The following is a 16,655-nucleotide window of genomic DNA, read 5'->3' on the forward strand; positions in this document are numbered from 1 at the left end:
AGGGATCGATCGATGGAAGAGGCCATCAGACTGCGCGAAGAAATTTTGCGGCTGCAAGAGTCCCTTCTGGAACATCGCCGCCAGCTATTCGCCTTGCAGCAGAGCTGCTTACACGAATTTCAGGAGACGCCGCTCGCTCGCACCTGCGTGAAATGCTTGCTGACCGAAAGCCTGTATTACTGATCGGAAAAGAGACAACCTGGCTACGCCATACCGTTTGGCGGAGCCGCGGTTACCCTTATACGGGATCAAGACCTATCTGTACGAAAAAACCGGAGAGTACGCCTCTCCGGTTTGATTCCTTACTTGGATTGATTCATCAATCGTACGCTGCCTGGACTCAGATCTCCGAGACGCCACAGTGCGATGTCGTATCCTTCCTGCCAAACGGCGTCCGCCCAAGTCTGAAGCGTCGTTTCATCCGCATACCAGACCGTATGCTTCCGCTGCTCCTGGTCAAGATAGGTGAAGTGAAGGCTGCCGCTTGCATTGTTGCGCCTCGGCATTTCCAGGCTGGACTTTGCGAGCTCGGCTGCCTGGGTCTCTGTTAGCGCTGTGACCTCCCCGCCCTCCGACCAGTCAAATCCTCCAGCGGACAAAGCGATGACTTTCTTGCCCGGGACCTTCTTCATCCGGCTTGCCAGCTCCGCAATAAAGGAACGATCAGCCTTTGGTCCGGGATCGCTGCTCGGTCCATGCAAATTGTACGCCATCATGACGTATACCGGCCCTTCCGGTAGGGAAAGCTGCTCGATCGGCGTCCGCGGCTCGAGGACGATGCGCAGCGTCTTGTCCTGTGCGGAAAGGCGTCGGTACAGCTCCCCGTAAAAAGCGAGCACATGCTCCCAATCCTTCTCCTCGATCCGTTCGTAATCGATTTCGATTCCGTGGAACTGATAGCGGGAAACTGCCTCCATGATCTGGTCGATATGCCTGTTCCGACTCTCTTCGGTCGCCATGAGCCTCGACACGATGGCCGGGTCTTTCTGCGATTCGCTTCCGTCTTTGCGCAGCTGATCGTTGACGATGGTGAGATCGAGATGGACCAGACTGCTCTTTTTGGCGACGTCCTGCACCTTGGGCAGAGCATCTTGAAATGCTTTCGTAAAATACAGGTCGTCAGACTCGTCAAAGTAGGCGGCAAACATTTGCACGCTCGTCAGCCCATCCGTCATTTGCCGCAAATCTTCCGCGCCGGCTTTCCATTGCCAATCGACCAGCCATGCCGTCTTTTCCAAGGGCTGCTTCGCTGCAGCGGTCGGCATCCGATCCGTTGTATCGCCTATCGTCGCACACCCTGATAGAAGGGCGCCCGCCATCCCCACTTTCATTGTCCAAGCCATTATCCGGTATAGCACCCGCTTTGTATTTGCCACCAGCCTCGGATCTCCTTTTCAACTGATCAAAATGTGTCCATGACCCAATCGATGCAAACGTTCCATCCACGCTTGACTGCGTTTACCACCTTTTCCCATCCGGTGTACGAATTGTGAAACAGCATGACTTCCTTGCCGTCTGCACCTGACAGCTCCGAGATTTGCAGATCCGTAAATACGGCGTCGTATATGTCGTCCTTTTTGTTTTTCTCGCTGTACGCGGACTCCAGCGCTACGCCGCCCTTCTCCAAGCCACGATCGAAGCTCTGGCTGATCCACTGCTTGCCATCCACCGATACGTTGAGTTGATCGCCGCTGACCCGGATGTCGAGCATGCGGGTGTTCTGGATATTGACCGGATAACCTTCGTCTTCTTCCTTGGCTCCCGCAGCCGTCTGGGCATTGGTGTACACAGTCGCCTTGTCGTAGGACAAATCTTCCGGACGCCAGCTGATTTCATTTAATTTGACCGTCGCCAGCTCCGTGACAGCACCGCCCGGCCGCTTCTCTTCCACTGTCAATTCGTTATCGCGAAGCGTCACTCGCACATACGCGTCTTTGGCTCGGTCAAAACGAACGTATACGCTCTGCTCTCCGACGACGTTGCCTTCCAGCTTGGCTGAGATGTGCAGATTGCGCTGATTCTCGCTGTTCTTGAGAAACAGCATGCCGCTTCCCCCTGGCGGCGAAGTCAGCACCAGCTTGTTCCCCTTGTACTCATCCGCCCCGCTCAATCGCTCCCATTGCTCGGCCTGAAGCTCGTCGCCCCTTTCGAACCTCACTTTTTGCTGTGTATCCTTCTGGATCTTCATCAGCAGATGGTTCGTGTACCAATACGGAGCGGCCTGAAGTCTGGTCAGGTCGTACAGGCTGTCCTTGCTGGTATTGTAAGCCGTGCCCTCCCTGTTGAAGTGCATGGCAAACAGCTGACGAATATTCGTGTCATTCACGTCGGAAACCAATCGGTTCATCCCGTTGTACAACGTATTGGCGTGCATGATCATGTACACCTGCGGCACAAAGCCCAGCGTCTTCGTGTATACCTCGTTCATCTCCTGGTAGTCATGGCTGATCCGGGCTTCCATCTGCGCTCTGTCTTCCACCGGGATCATGTTGGCGTCCCGTATGAAGTCCATCAGGTAATGGTTGTAATACGCCACATCGCCCTTTGCCGTCATCTCGTTTTCGTCCCGGACGCCGACAAAACGCCCCTGCCGATCGAAGATATTGATGTACGTAAGCCGGTAGCCGTTCGTCCCGAGCTCCCAATACCCCGACTCCTTCATCTTCAACAGATCGTTCGGCTGAAGAAATTTGTGGTCGCTGTTCCCCATCTTATTGGCGTAGGACAACGCCGTCGCCTTGTCATTGTACTTTTCCAGCAGGGGCTGGGCGAACAGATGAGAGTCGTTTCGCCCGTCTTCGAAAGCCAAAAAGAGCGCTTTATCGGGAAGCGGCTTCTTCTCCTTGTAGAAATCGAGAACGTCCTGCTGGGAAATCGTTACGTATCCTTGATCTTTCAGCGCCTTCAGCTGCTCGTCCAAATGCTCCTGCGCGATCAGCTTTGGAGTGCCTGTCCGCCCGACCCCAAAGTAGGAAATGGCGATAAAGCCTTTGTCATTGTGCCAGGCCGTACGATCCGGTTCCACGTATTGATTTGGATCGAACACGGCTTGGTACAGGATGGCTCCCACAGCCAGCAGGATAGCGAACTGACCGATGGTGCGAACCGCTTTCCGGCGATTTTTTTTGGAAACGTCCAGGGCGGTGATTCGTTTTTTCCTCATCGCTTATCCCACCCACATTCTACGAATCTTACAGGCCGCCATCAAAAAGGCAGCCCGAATCCTTTTTTGTTTTTCTTTCGAGCTTCCTTTCTTTTTCGCGCTTCAACATCCTGCGGCGTTTCCCTCGTTCCCCAGGTCGATTTCCAGAAGGTCACCCAGGCGACGGGCATTTGCCACAACAGCACGAATTCGTAAAACAGGCAAAATACCATTCCGAATATCCAGAGTCTGCTCTTGCGGTAGAGCAAGTGAGCGAGACTCATCAACAGAGCCATCATGAACAGGCCCATGAGGAACGTGCCCGGAAAGATGTGGTGAACGAGCGGAACGTATCCCAGATTGTACAGCACGATGACCGGTGCAGCGATCGGCACAATCAGACCGATGTAGAAGAAAAGGGCCATAAACGGTTCCTTTCTCCAGATAAACGTACTTGCCCGAAGCGACTCCCGCAGCCACGAACGCTTCCAGCGCATTTGCTGCTTCAAAAACACGCTCATCTCCGAAGGGACGATCGTGGAGCAGATCGCGGAGTCTTGATACGAGGTCCGATGCGTCTTGAGAATGAAGTTGGTCATACTTCGATCGTCTCCGAACGTCGCAGGCTGGCCGAGAAACTTTTGCGTCAGCCAGGCTTCGGAGTGCTTCAGCACCAGTTCTTTGCGGTAGCAGGACAATGGACCAGACAGGCACGTCACGCTGTCAAACCAGGCCTCCGCTGCCTTCATGATGCGGAAGGCGATATAGTAGCGCACCGTCTGCAGCTTGGTGATCGAATTGGTAAACTTGTTCTCGACGTCGGTACGCCCCGCTACGCCGCCCATCTTCGGATCCTGAAAAGGCTGAACGAGATGTCTGATCGCAGTCGGCTCCAAAAAGCTGTCCGAATCGACGAATACGACCAAATCGTGCTTCGCCATCTCCACACCCTTCACCAGAGCGACCCGCTTCCCTCCATTTTCGGAAAGAACGTGCATCCGTACGCGCTCTTTGGTCTGGAATCGCTCCGCCTCATTGTGGATCATGGAGATGACTTTTTCGATCTGTTCGACAGACTTGTCCGTGGAACGGTCATCCACGACGATGACTTCCAGTTTGTCGATCGGGTAATTTTGATTCACACAGCTCAAAATAGTCCGGTGTATCCATTTTTCTTCATTAAAACACGGGATGATGATCGACACTCCGGGGGTGAAGTCCGGATTGATCGGCACATCGCGGTAGAGCGCTCCGAAAAAGTAGCGCGTCAACAGGAAGGCAGCCGCGATGATGCTATACAAGTACAACAAGATGTTGTACGAAAAGTAAATTACGCTCTCCGCCCGCATGAGCATGATAAAAATCGCCGACAGGAGCAAGAAACCGCTGGAGGTGTAGATCGCGTATCCCCAGCGTTTCTTTTGGAAATACTCCGTCAGCGGTTTGGCAAATTCGATGCCCACCATCCACTTCTCTTGCACCTCGTCCTCTTGGGCATACGTCCGAACGACAGTGGCCTCTATGTTCACAGTCGATTCGAACCCTTCCGGCATCGTCCCCGGAGGGATTTCGCAGTGGATGCTCACCTTTTTCCCCTCAAACAGTTGGCCTGCAGCGGATGGGGCAAATTCCGCCAAGAGCCCCGTGGAAGAAATATCGACAGCCCGTCCTTTCAGCGAATGCTTCCGCTGTTGACCGCGCGTATAGACCCGCACTTCAAAATTGGCCATGTATCGCAGGCTAAGCATGCGGAGCTTGTCCAAATATTCCGGGTCCGCCTGCGTTTGGTCCGCCCCTTTGGCGTCCTTGACTCCTCGACGGTCTACCTGATTGCGTATCCTTTCAGGATCTGGCACGTTGGACAAAAGGCGCCGGTCTGCACGGGATACCGTCAGCACTTCTCCGACCTTCTTCTTTTTGTTGCTATGAAACACGGTCGCCCTCTCCCTTTCCGCTTACAAACTCCAGTAGTGATAACCGTTCTTCTCAAGGGTCTCCCGATCAAAGACGCCTTTGATGTCGATCATCACTCTTTTCTTTTCTTTGCCGTACATGCTCTCGATCTCTTCCAGGCGCATTTGGGCAAATGGCGCATGCGGAACCGCCACGACGACCACGTCCAGATCGGTAAGGTCCTCCAGCTCGGAAAGCTCGATTCCGAATTCCTCGTAAGCCTGACGCGAATCGACCAGTGGATCCACGACGAGGGGAAGCATTCCGTATTCGTGCAGTTCGAAAATTATGTCGGTCACTTTCGTATTGCGGATGTCCGCGCAATTTTCTTTATAAGAAAGCCCAAGAACGCCGATCCTGACGTTGGGCACATCCAGCTTCAGCCGAACAACCGTCTTGATGATCTGCTCGGCGATGTATTTCCCCATTCCGTCATTGATGTGCCGGCCAGCCAGGATGATTTTCGAGTGGTACCCGCTGTCCTCGGCTTTATACGTCAAATAGTACGGGTCGATCCCGATGCAATGGCCGCCGACCAGCCCAGGCGTGAATGGGAGGAAATTCCACTTCGTTCCGGCAGCCTGCAGGACCGATTTGGTATTGATCCCGATCTGATGAAAGAGCATGGCCAGCTCGTTCATAAACGCGATATTGATATCCCGTTGCGCGTTTTCGATCACTTTTGCGGCTTCTGCCACCTTGATGCTCTCTGCCCGATAAACGCCTGCCTCTACGGCCAGGCTATACACGCGCGCCACGACATCCAGCGTCTCCTCATCCATGCCGGAAACGATCTTGACAATGTTTTCGAAGCGGTGCTCCGTGTCCCCCGGATTGATCCTCTCCGGCGAGTACCCGATTTTGAAATCGATCCCGCTGCGCAGTCCGGACTCGGCCTCCAGCAGAGGGATGCATACCTCTTCCGTCACACCCGGATAAACCGTCGATTCGAACACGACCACGGAGCCCTTCGGCATGTGTCGTGCCACGGTTCTCGCCGCGGCTTTTACGTAGTGCAGATCCGGAACGTTGCCGCTTTGGATCGGCGTCGGCACCGCGATGATGAAAAAGCGTGCCTCACTCAGGCGCTCCTCCTCGTCCGTAAACTCGATCGAGGTTTCCCTAAGCCTCTCGGGTTCCACACTCCCGTCCCGGCATATCCCGTTCTGAAAGTCTTCTATTTTTTGGCGATTCACGTCAAAACCGATGACGCTCGCTTTCCTCGACAAAGCTACTGCTACCGGAAGTCCGACATATCCAAGTCCGACTACCGCAATTTTTTCCTGCCGGTCTACAATCGCTTCAAACAACCCCATGATGTCAACACTCTCCTGCTTTGCTCGATTATGGACCCAACATGTCTGACAGCTTCACAAATGTATATCCCTGACTCCTCAGCTTTTCGATGACGATCGGCAGTGCTTCCGCCGTGTGGATGTCATCCAGCATGTGCATCAGGATGATGCTTCCACTGTGTGTTTGCTTCAAAATGGCGTTCACGATGTCGTCAGCTGATTTGCTCTTGTCATAATCGGACGGATCGACATCGAAGTTGGCCACGGTGTGATAGCCTGTCGCTCCGATTGCTTTCAGCGTCGCTTGGCTGAACTCCCCTGTCGGGGGACGGAAGTACATCGTCGGCTTTTTCTGGATGGCCTCCGTAATGATCCGGTGCGCCTTGACGATTTCCTCTTGCAGCTGCTCCTGCGTGATTTTCGTGTTGACCGGGTGGGAATACGTGTGGTTGGCCACATCGTGCCCACCCTCGGCAATCGCCCTCGCGAGATTGGGGTTTCTCTCCACTCCGTCCGCCCGCAAAAAGAAAGAGGCTTTGACGTCGTACTTGTCCAGGGTGTCCAGTATTTTCGTGATCGTGTAGTCCGTGCCCCAATCGTCAAAAGTCAGCGCGATTTCTTTTTTGCCTGTATCCATGTGCGTCACGAGCCGGTACGCGGCACGGTCATAGTCCGCATTGATCTTGGCGGCATCGTACCCGTCGATTTGTTCGAGGGGCTTCTTCTTTGAACCGACTGCAATCAGGTCGCGAAGCGTTGCAAACTGGTAGCCTGCATCTGCTGCCGCCTTTGCAATCAGCGCCAGGTTGGGGAGGAGCTGCTTGCTCTCTACCGTGTCCATCGCGATGATGCCGCCCCGATTGATGTATTTCCGGATGTAGCGGTACTTTTGCTCTTCGGTCTCGTTCTCCCAATTATGTAAAAACAGACTCGCAGTGATCACGGCTTCCTGCCCGTTTTGAGCGGCGGCAGCCCGGATGTCATCGCTTGCCTTCGCTGCCCACGTTCTGACATAGCGCGGCGTGATGCCGGTCTTTTGCTGGATGACTTCCTTGCCGAGCTTGATCTCCTTGTCAATCTGATCGTAGTCGAGCTTGGTCAGGTCGAGCTGATTGAGGGTGTTGTTTTCGATTTCATGCCCGCGCGCGAGAATTTCTTTTGCCAGATTCGGCTCCTCGGCTACCCTCATACCCGGCAAGAAGAAAGTCGCCTTGATATGGACCTTGTCCAATTCATCCAACAGCAGCCTCATCGTCTTGCTGTCCGCCATCCCGTTAAAGGTAAGGGCGAGTTTTCTCTGCGTCGTATACACGGAAGAAACCATCTTGCTCGGTTCGCCGGTCAAGCGCGCTGCTTTTTGCACCGCTTTATTCGGTGCCGAGACATAACCGACCGCCCTCTCTGATCTCTGGGCCGGGGCACAGCCACCTGCTGCCATAGCAAGTGCCATGGCTGCCAGCATCCATTTCGTACCAAGTCTTTTGTTTGTTTTCCTGACCATTGCCGTCAAGTTCCCCTTCCTTTGCAAAGTGTACGACTTCACCCACCATTTGTCCGTTTGCCAATTTTTTAATCCTACTCTGAATCGAAACAGTCAGGCTAGTGCCAATTTCAGGGAGCCGCTTTGGCTCCTTCCTGCTGAATCAGGTCAGCCATTTTCACAAAGGCAAAGCCCTTTTTCTTCAATTTCTCTATCGCAATCGGCAACGCCTCAATCGTGTGGATATCGTCTAGCATATGCAGGAGGATGACACTCCCGCTTTGCGTCTGGGAGAGGATGCCGTTCACAATGTCGTCAGCACTGTTTTTCTTGTCCCAATCCAGTGTGGTGACGTCGTACATGGCAATGTCCTTGTATCCGACCGCTGCGATGACCTTTCCGGTTTCATCGCTGACGACTCCAGTCGGAGGGCGAAACAGCATCACCGGCTGCTGCTGGATGGCTTCCGTAATGACGCGGTGCGCCTTCACCAAGTCCTCCTGCAGCTGCATGGGCGACAGAGTCGTGACGACCGGGTGGCTGTAGCTGTGGTTGGCGACATCGTGTCCGCCTTCTACCATCGCTCGGGCGAGATTCGGATTGTTTTCGACCCCTTTGGCCCGCAAGAAAAACGTGGCTTGAACGTCGTGCGCTTCCAGGATGTCCAATATCTTTGTGACCGTCTTGTCGCTTCCCCAGTCGTCAAAGGTCAATGCGATTTTCGGCTGGCCCGTTTCGATCCGATAAATGAGCCGATAGGCAGCGTTTGCGCTGTCCGGGTTGATTTTGGCTGCATCGTATCCGGGGATTTGCTCGAGAGGCTTGCGCTCCCCGCCGTCCGCCACCAGTTGTCCTAACGGGACGAACTTGTAGCCGATATCCACGGCCGCTTTCGCAATATAGGGAATGGCCGGAATCACCTCCGGATTGATATCCGTATTCAAGGAGATGATGCCCCCTCTGGATATGAACCGTTCCACATATTCTCCGATCGCTTTCGCGTCTTTCATATCGCGGTCCTTCGGGTTGATATTGTATGTAACCACCGCCTTCATCCCCAGAGCCGCTGCGGCTATGCGAAGGTCGTCATTGTAATCCCCGGACTTGGTCCGAACATAACGGGGAGTGACTCCTGTCTGCTTCTGAATGACTTCGTTTGCCAGGCGGATTTCCTTATAGATCTGTTCGTAGTCGAGGTTGCTCACATCTGAATGGTTCAATGTATTGTTCTCGATCTCATGCCCTCTGCGCAGGATGTCATTGGCGATATTCGGCTCTTCCGCCACTCTCATCCCTGGTAGAAAAAAGGTCGCCTTGATCTGATTCGCGTCCAGCTCATCCAGCAGGCGCCTCATCGTAGCCTCGTCACCCATTCCGTTGAACGTCAACGTGAGCTCCTTCTTTGCCGTATAGACGAAAGGAAGCACTTTGCTCTTCTTCTCGGGATCACGCTTCACGGTTGGCGCCACGCTCTGCTCTTGTCTCGTCTCTACCGTTTTTTCTTCCCACCAGCCGCACCCCGCGAGCAGAGAATTGGTCATGACCAAGATCAGCCATGGGATGATCCGAAGCTTTTTTCTTTCTCGGCGATCCATCACTATCGTTTTCACCTTTCCCCTTCCGGACACTTTTTTTTCTGTCGATCACATTTTATAGGAAAATATACCTATTTGCACAGTGGGAATGTAGTCCGTTGCCCTCACAAGACTCCATTGTAACGTCGTCATGCCCTTTCTCATTCGATTAATTTCGACAAAATACCAAAAAATAAAAAAAGCCTGGCTCCGTGTATCGGAGCCCGACCTTTTCACCGCTAGCGCATGGTTTTCGCCTGAAGAGGCAACCCTTCCTTGTAATAAAGGGAGGGAGACAGCAGAATAAAAAAGATATGGGTATTCTCAAAACCGTGCGGCTTGAGAATCTGATGAATCATTTGGGCGATCGCATCGTACTGCCTTTGTTCGCGTTCAAACATGAGAATTTCCACCGAGTACGGACTGTTTGTGATTTGCTCGACGAGGAGCAGCTCAATTTTCACTTTTTCCTTGGCTACTTCCGCGATGCGGGCAAATTCGTCGATGATCTCAGGGGAAACCGTACGAAGCAGCTCTTTCTCAAACCCTTTAAATCGAAGAAACGGCAAGACAATTCCTTCTTTCTCGAGAGCGAGACAGCAGTCTCGTCAATAAGATACTTACTCAAATAATTATAAGCATCATCATATTTGTAGATCAATTAAAAATGTATTAATGAAAGTAAACTCACTTCAAGTACCTACAAAGCCGGACGAAAAAAGGTAGGCTATATCAGAGAGCGCATGCCGATTTTATGAAGGTGTGGTGGACGTACCACTGAAAATCGGGATGCACTCAACCAGATATAGCCCGCGGTTTTACCAGCGGAAAGGACGTAAAAGGCTGAGTCCTCCTGTCGCTGCGCGAAAAATGATTACATTCAGTATAACCTGAATATCGATACTTTATCAAATAAAAAGTTTCATAAAATTCCTGCTCCCTTCTTGCTTGTCACACACGCTCCGCATGCAAAACATACTCGGCAAAGACATCGGCAAACGCCTCCACGCTCCGATAGCATTCTTCGACGGTATTGCCGGTACCGCCTACTTCCAGCAGCAAACTCCCCGGTGAAATGTGCTGGTTGTACTCCCCGTTCCCTTCGTTCTCCCCTTTATCGTCCACCCCTCTGGTCAAGCCTGGATACTTCTTGTCCAGCAGCTCTCGCAGGTCGTTCGCGACTTTCAGGTTTTTCTCGTAGGCCGGGTTTCTCGTTCCGATGACAAACATCAGCCTCGCATACGTTTTTCCACCGATGGCGACCGTTGTTTTTTCTCGGGGAGAGTCGTCCCGGTGCAGGTCGAAGAAGTAATGCAATTGGCGGTTTTCCCCCGCAGCGGCAGTCACGGCCTTAAGCGATTGGGCGTAGGCGAACGGGTAGCTTTTGCCGAGGTCGATCAGCTCTTGGTAAATATCTTGATCGAGAAACTGTGTGCCGATCCCCCGATCGTTCAATGCTTCCGCCAAATGCTTGCCGACCAGCGTAATGTTTTGCGTCTTATGGTCTACGGCACTTGTGCCCGGCGCCGGCTTTGCTACGCTGAGCCACGATTCCCGGTTGTGTGTATGGTACACGAGCACTTGCTTGCTCTTTGACTGGCCGGAGTGATCGACGGGCTTTGGCTTTTCTTCTGTCTGCGAGCTTGTCTCCTGCGTGTTTGTGTCCCCTCCGCTAACGGGCTGCGCAGGCTTCTCCACGGGAGCGGCGGACTCGACCTTCCACTCCGGCGCCATGCTGTCCCCGTTCTCCGGTTGATTCGGCGATTCATAGGCGATCAGCCCGGGTATTTCCTTTCCCATGATACTGAGCGGGTTTCCCGGTGTGAGCCCGGTCATGGTACGGATAAGATCATCGGTGAAGGAGCCAGGCTCTTGCCTGGCAGGAGCTTGTACCGTCTGGGAGAGGTACGGGATGTCGGTCCCTATCCCTTTCACCAGGATCGAAAGCGAAAGGTGCGCAGCGATTTCACGCAGCATCGGCGTCTGGATGAGCGCCTGGTTTCCCTTGATCACAAGAAGGCTTGTCAGGTTGAACAACAGAGCTGTTGCAAGCGATAGAATGACGAACAGTCGCAGCAGATGTCCTGCCATCTCTGCTCCCCCTTTAGTCTGGATCGCGACTCCCCTTTCTACTACTCTATGCAGCCAGATGCACAAATTCTCCTTTTCCTTCATGGCAAAGGCTTGATTGACCTAGTCTCTCGGAACATGTGTGACTCACGGCGGCTCAGCTTCCTCTCTACTTCTTCGTTTTGAGAAGCCCTTCATTTTGAATGACCGCCTGCAGATGGGTGTTCAGTTTCATTTTTGGGTAATAATCGGTCCTCCAATGCACCAAGCGTTCACGAGGAATCTGCCTCCGACAGAACTGGCCCAGGCCCAAAATATCGGCTTCCTTCGATTGGAGTTTGCGGAACAGTCGTTGATATCGGCTGGCAAGCAACGCTTCCAGTTCTTGTTTGATTACCTCCACAGAGGCATTTCCTTTTGTCTCCATAATGACAACGTTCAACTTGATATTGCTGTTCAAAGCAGTTCGATTCCCCTCGGCAGAGCAGCTGTGGGATAAAGTTTGTCCTAGAATTCGCACGGTGGCGTGGTCCATTACCTCGATCCTGCCTTGCGCGCTGAATCCGTTGTAGGCGTTGAACAACAATGTTTCGTCTGTCGAAATTTTGCCTACCATTTTTCCGTTCTTGATGATGGCCGAACCGGTGCTCGCAATGGTCGTCGTTTTACCTGTTTTGATAATGGAGATCGCCACATCTTGTGTGTACGAATGCAGGCTGCGGAAAACCTGCCATATTCGCGTTTGCGCCACATCAGGGGTCCAACCGGCATTTTTTTCAAAGAAGTTATAGATTTCCATTCCACTTTTCGCGGAAGAGGATTGCAGCCTCTCGAACAACGGTCCCAGCTTTTCCTCCGAGATGGCCACGATCGTTTTGGAGGAAATGTCGCGTGCCCGCATTATGCTTGAAATACTGTCCTTCAGCCCTTGCTCGGCCAATGACCTATCAAACACGATGACTTTTAAATGAAGCAAATCGACCTGGGTCTCCATGTTTGTGCTGATCTGGTCCCAGATCTCGTTGATCGTTTGACCCGCATCGGCTACAACCCTGACATCGGACGTACCTTGATTCATATTCGGAATTAGAAGATAAACTTTGTACCCTCCCCCGCTTTTTTCCAGCCCCATCACAATTGGCAACGCTCGGTGATTGATGTCCTTATTGTTGGCGCATCCGTAAGTGACCAGCAGGATTCCGGCTATCAGCAGCATGTGGAGAAACGTTGCGACGTGGTTTTTCGCAATCATGGACAAGCTACCCCTTTTCGATGATGACGAATTCCCAGGACAAGCGTAGCAATCGGGATCACTGTCATCACATACAGGCGCGGAAAGGTGTTCCACCACAGCAGCTCTTCGACGTGTTTCCAATCCGGAATGTACAAACAGACGACAAATATAGCCACGGCCAAAACAAGTTTTGCTCGAATCGGATGGACGGATGGGATCCCCCGCCGAATGAGCTCGGTCGTCTTCCAGATAATCAAGGAGAGAAAGAGCACGACGAAGCAGATCAAGCTGATCATGAAAAACATCGTGACCCGATCAAACATCAGCCAGGTGACATTAACGGTGTCGATTGCCATAATAAACGGAAATTGAAACTGGGAAGCGGTATTTTGCCCAAACGTTAACAGCGGCACGTACGTCGAGATCAGAAACACGGGGAGAAGCAGAGAGGCGGTCCACATCACTTTTCGCCAGTTGTAAGGGACATAGGGCGGAATAAACCCCAAGAACATGAATCCCCCCGTGAAAGCAAACATGCTGAGCAGGTAAGAACGGCTGAAGACGTACGAGAAAGAAGCCGCTTGCTCGTCCATGAGAGGGAAAATATAGCGCCAATCCACATTTTGAAAGGATAGGCAAAACACCAGAAAAAGAAAAGGAAGGAATAGGACGGCGACAAGCAGTCCCGTTCGAAACATCGATTCAATACCGAGAGCGGAAATATACGTGGATACCGCCAGCAGCAGCGCCATAATCGCCCACAGCGGCATGTTGGCCAGGAAAACAAGTGTGATGATTTCTGAATAGGCACGGACCGTAATGATCAGAATCATCAGGAAGTAGAGCAGGACGGGAAGCAGCAGGAGAACGGCAGCCATTTTGCCCGTCTCCAGAAAAATATCGATCACGCTTTTCGGCGCCGCATAACTCAATCCTTTCGTAAACAGGCCGATCACTGCGATATGGCAGGCAAATCCCAGCAGGATCGCGCTCCAGTGGCCGACGGAAAGACTGCCGATAATGTCCGTCGGATACAGGAAAAAGATGAGCCCGATATGCGTCAGGAGGTACATGGCCATCACTTGCAAGCTTTTATCCATCTGATTGATCCCTTGCTTTCCAATGGTACAGATACGGAATGCCAAACGTACTCACGCTTGCCAGATAAGCGCAGACCACCACGATGCCGACAAATAACCCCAGCACGCCATACACCGCGGATAGGATGAGCAACAGATACTTGGATATGCGAATGGAAATCGCATTGTGGAAGCCGATCACCGTAAAACTTGCGATGGTGGTAGCAGCCAATATGATGATGAGAATATTGCTGACGAGTTTCGCCTGGACGACTGCTTGGCCGAGAATGATGCCCCCGACCATTGTGATCGTAGGCCCAATGGTTTTCGGAAGACGGATGCTGGCCTCGAGAATCAGTTCGAGGGTGACGAGAAGCAATAGCGTTTCAATGATGGCCGGATAAGGTACATCCACGCGGCTGCGTGCAATGGACAGGGCGAGCTCGATGCGAAGTACGTCAGGATTTACCGAAACCAGCGCGACATACAAGCCGGGCATCAACATGTTGACCAGTACTCCGACGATCCGCAACAGTCGAAATGCGATCAAGAAAAACAAAGGGTAATTCCGATCGTTCTCCTCCACAAACATGTCCATCATCAGACTGGGCAGAATCATCGCGAACGGGAAGCGGTCAAGAAACAGTACCACCTTCCCCGCTCCGAGTGCCGAAGCGACATTCTCAGGCAGCTCGGTCGTGTTGTAACGGGTAACCAGCGTCCATTTCGGGAATCCAAGCGCTTTGGATAAGGCCAGCAAATTGGGGATATCTCGATCCAAACGAGATTCGACTCTTCGCGTAACCGCATCGAGAAACGCGGGATTTGTCTGTCCCTCCATGAATAAAAGCATGGCTCGTCTGCGCTGCACTTTCCCAAACCAGTACGAGTGCATTCGCAATTTGTCCGACATGACATGTGTCTTTACGATTCCGATATTGGTATCGAGATCCTCATTGAAGGCGCTGATCGAGCCACGCACCACATTTTCGGTCGAAGGCGCTTCGATGGAACGGGACAGCGTACGGTGTACCGGAGTGATTTTCATGCAATAGCCGGAAAGTTCATGAAGAATGATCAGATTTCCTTCTGACATCGCCGAAACTACCGCTGGCTCGTCCGCGTCGTTCAAGCATTCTCCCATTCCGTTGCCCAATGCAATCAAAGGCTGGTCTGCAGCGATGGCGTTTTGGTACTGCTGTTGAAGCAGCATCATGGTCTGAGGCAGATCGATGAGCGAAGTGTACCCAGCCAGCGTGACCGTATGATCAATCAGAACCATTCGATGAAGAAATAGATCGGCATCTTGCTTTTGTCTCGTCTGCAAATATTCCAAAAGGTCCAAGCAAGATCACTTCCCATGGGTTATCGTTCCCCAGTATTTCCTATGGGAGTTTCCCGTATACCGCGAGAGAAAACACAATCGGACGCCAGTCACCAACAGGGAACTGGGCGAATATCCTGCTCATGTTGTAAGTGATAAGGAGTTTCGCGCTCTGCCTTCATTCCTCCCCCTTTTTTCACCTCGTTACATGCCCCACATGATACAAGGAGGAACGCTTTGATGAAGAACAGTTTTGACAATCATGCTGCGAAGGAGTCGATCCCGCAGCCGATCAGGGAGGACGGTGCCGGTTGGTGGGATTTTGGCCCGCGGGACGTCATGCGAGATCGAGAAAACCCCGATATGCTCGTCTCTCCCGCCACTGATGCCGGCACCCTGCCCAATTTAAAGTTCTCTTTCTCCGATACCTACATGCAGCTCAATCAAGGCGGATGGTCACGTGAGGTTACCATTCGGCAGCTTCCGATCGCGACTACCCTGGCTGGCGTCAATATGGCGCTTACCCCTGGCGGCGTGCGCGAATTGCACTGGCATCAGCAGGCGGAATGGTCGATCATGCTTGTAGGCAAGGCACGGATTACAGCAGTCGACCAGAACGGAAGGAACTTTAGCGCCGATGTCGGTGTGGGAGACTTGTGGTACTTCCCCCCCGGGATTCCCCACTCCATTCAAGGTCTGGAAGAAGGATGCGAGTTTTTGCTCGTTTTCGATGATGGCCATTTTTCCGACCTGAACACGCTCTCTATTTCGGATTGGTTCGCCCACACCCCGCCAGATATCCTCTCAGCCAATTTTGGTGTGCCCGAAAGCGCCTTCGATGGGATCCCGAACCAACAGGTGTACATTTTCCAAGGCACGATTCCCGGCCCGCTCGCATCCGAGCAAGTACCCGATCCCTTCGGCACGGTGCCGCTGAGCTTTTCACACCGCCTGTTGAAACAGGAACCGCTCGTTTTTCCGGGAGGTACCGTCCGCATCGTTGACTCGACCAATTTTCCGATCTCCACAAGGGTCGCGGCGGCATTGGTAGAGGTCAAACCAGGTGGCATGAGAGAATTGCACTGGCATCCAAACGCGGACGAGTGGCAGTATTATATCCAGGGCACAGGACGAATGACGGTCTTCGGGGGCGAAGGAACAGCCCGCACCTTCGATTATCGGGCAGGCGACGTCGGATATGTGCCGCGTGCCTTTGGCCATTACATCCAAAACACCGGTGACCGAAGTCTGTGGTTTCTCGAGATGTTCAGAAGCGACCGCTTTGAAGATGTGTCGTTGAATCAATGGATGGCACTGACCCCTCATCCACTGGTTCAGGAAAACCTCCAGACAGGCCCTGAATTGATGGATGCCCTGCGAGAAGAAAAATGGTCGGTCGTGAAATATCCGGGATATTCCTATACGCCAAGAACGAACAAGTAACTTCGGAATTCGTGCGCGTATAATCGCATATTTTGGGTTCATCATAAAGACAAAAAGCCGG

At 52.6% G+C, this 16,655-nt stretch carries 13 protein-coding genes; 2 read left to right on the forward strand and 11 right to left on the reverse strand.

The window, feature by feature from the left end:
- The first annotated feature begins 12 nt into the window (after positions 1-12).
- On the forward strand, positions 13-183 hold the full coding sequence (locus RGB73_RS17940; RefSeq protein WP_310764084.1) for a hypothetical protein: 171 nt from the start codon (positions 13-15) through the stop codon (positions 181-183).
- Between the two features lie 119 nt (positions 184-302).
- Here the strand turns inward: RGB73_RS17940 and RGB73_RS17945 are convergent, their stop codons facing one another.
- The 11 genes from RGB73_RS17945 to RGB73_RS17995 all read right to left on the reverse strand — a co-directional run bounded on the left by RGB73_RS17945 (position 303) and on the right by RGB73_RS17995 (position 15,172).
- Positions 303-1,376 (reverse strand): glycosyl hydrolase family 18 protein, encoded by a 1,074-nt coding sequence (locus RGB73_RS17945; RefSeq protein ID WP_310764085.1) that lies wholly within the window; start codon positions 1,374-1,376, stop codon positions 303-305.
- A 26-nt stretch (positions 1,377-1,402) separates the two neighbouring features.
- The gene (locus RGB73_RS17950; RefSeq protein ID WP_310764086.1) at positions 1,403-3,163 is read right to left on the reverse strand and encodes a polysaccharide deacetylase family protein; all 1,761 of its coding nucleotides are present in this window, start codon (positions 3,161-3,163) and stop codon (positions 1,403-1,405) included.
- A 41-nt stretch (positions 3,164-3,204) separates the two neighbouring features.
- Positions 3,205-5,076, reverse strand: coding sequence for a glycosyltransferase (locus RGB73_RS17955; protein WP_310764087.1), 1,872 nt, complete (start codon positions 5,074-5,076; stop codon positions 3,205-3,207).
- 21 nt (positions 5,077-5,097) lie between these two features.
- Positions 5,098-6,411 carry a nucleotide sugar dehydrogenase gene (locus tag RGB73_RS17960; RefSeq protein WP_310764088.1) on the reverse strand — a complete coding sequence of 438 codons (1,314 nt, stop codon included), beginning with the start codon at positions 6,409-6,411 and terminating at the stop codon, positions 5,098-5,100.
- A 28-nt stretch (positions 6,412-6,439) separates the two neighbouring features.
- On the reverse strand, positions 6,440-7,891 hold the full coding sequence (locus RGB73_RS17965) for a polysaccharide deacetylase family protein (RefSeq protein ID WP_310764089.1): 1,452 nt from the start codon (positions 7,889-7,891) through the stop codon (positions 6,440-6,442).
- Between the two features lie 110 nt (positions 7,892-8,001).
- Positions 8,002-9,465 (reverse strand): polysaccharide deacetylase family protein, encoded by a 1,464-nt coding sequence (locus tag RGB73_RS17970; protein WP_310774403.1) that lies wholly within the window; start codon positions 9,463-9,465, stop codon positions 8,002-8,004.
- A gap of 218 nt (positions 9,466-9,683) precedes the next feature.
- Positions 9,684-10,013 carry a DUF1904 family protein gene (locus tag RGB73_RS17975; RefSeq protein WP_310764090.1) on the reverse strand — a complete coding sequence of 110 codons (330 nt, stop codon included), beginning with the start codon at positions 10,011-10,013 and terminating at the stop codon, positions 9,684-9,686.
- Between the two features lie 382 nt (positions 10,014-10,395).
- Positions 10,396-11,535 (reverse strand): stage II sporulation protein P, encoded by a 1,140-nt coding sequence (locus RGB73_RS17980; RefSeq protein WP_310764091.1) that lies wholly within the window; start codon positions 11,533-11,535, stop codon positions 10,396-10,398.
- A 148-nt stretch (positions 11,536-11,683) separates the two neighbouring features.
- Entirely contained in the window at positions 11,684-12,766 is a 1,083-nt protein-coding gene (locus RGB73_RS17985) for a Ger(x)C family spore germination protein (RefSeq protein WP_310764092.1), read from the reverse strand.
- Complete coding sequence (locus tag RGB73_RS17990) at positions 12,763-13,848, reverse strand: GerAB/ArcD/ProY family transporter (RefSeq protein ID WP_310764093.1); 1,086 nt, start codon at positions 13,846-13,848, stop codon at positions 12,763-12,765. Before RGB73_RS17990 ends, RGB73_RS17985 begins: the two co-directional genes overlap by 4 nt.
- Positions 13,841-15,172, reverse strand: a complete 1,332-nt coding sequence (locus RGB73_RS17995; RefSeq protein ID WP_310764094.1) for a spore germination protein — start codon at positions 15,170-15,172, stop codon at positions 13,841-13,843. Before RGB73_RS17995 ends, RGB73_RS17990 begins: the two co-directional genes overlap by 8 nt.
- Before the next feature lie 219 nt (positions 15,173-15,391).
- Between RGB73_RS17995 and RGB73_RS18000 the strand changes: the two genes are divergently transcribed.
- On the forward strand, positions 15,392-16,594 hold the full coding sequence (locus tag RGB73_RS18000) for an oxalate decarboxylase family bicupin (RefSeq protein WP_310764095.1): 1,203 nt from the start codon (positions 15,392-15,394) through the stop codon (positions 16,592-16,594).
- Positions 16,595-16,655: the final 61 nt, after the last annotated feature.

Origin of the sequence: Brevibacillus brevis, from assembly GCF_031583145.1 — a bacterium.
Taxonomy (GTDB): domain Bacteria; phylum Bacillota; class Bacilli; order Brevibacillales; family Brevibacillaceae; genus Brevibacillus; species Brevibacillus brevis_E.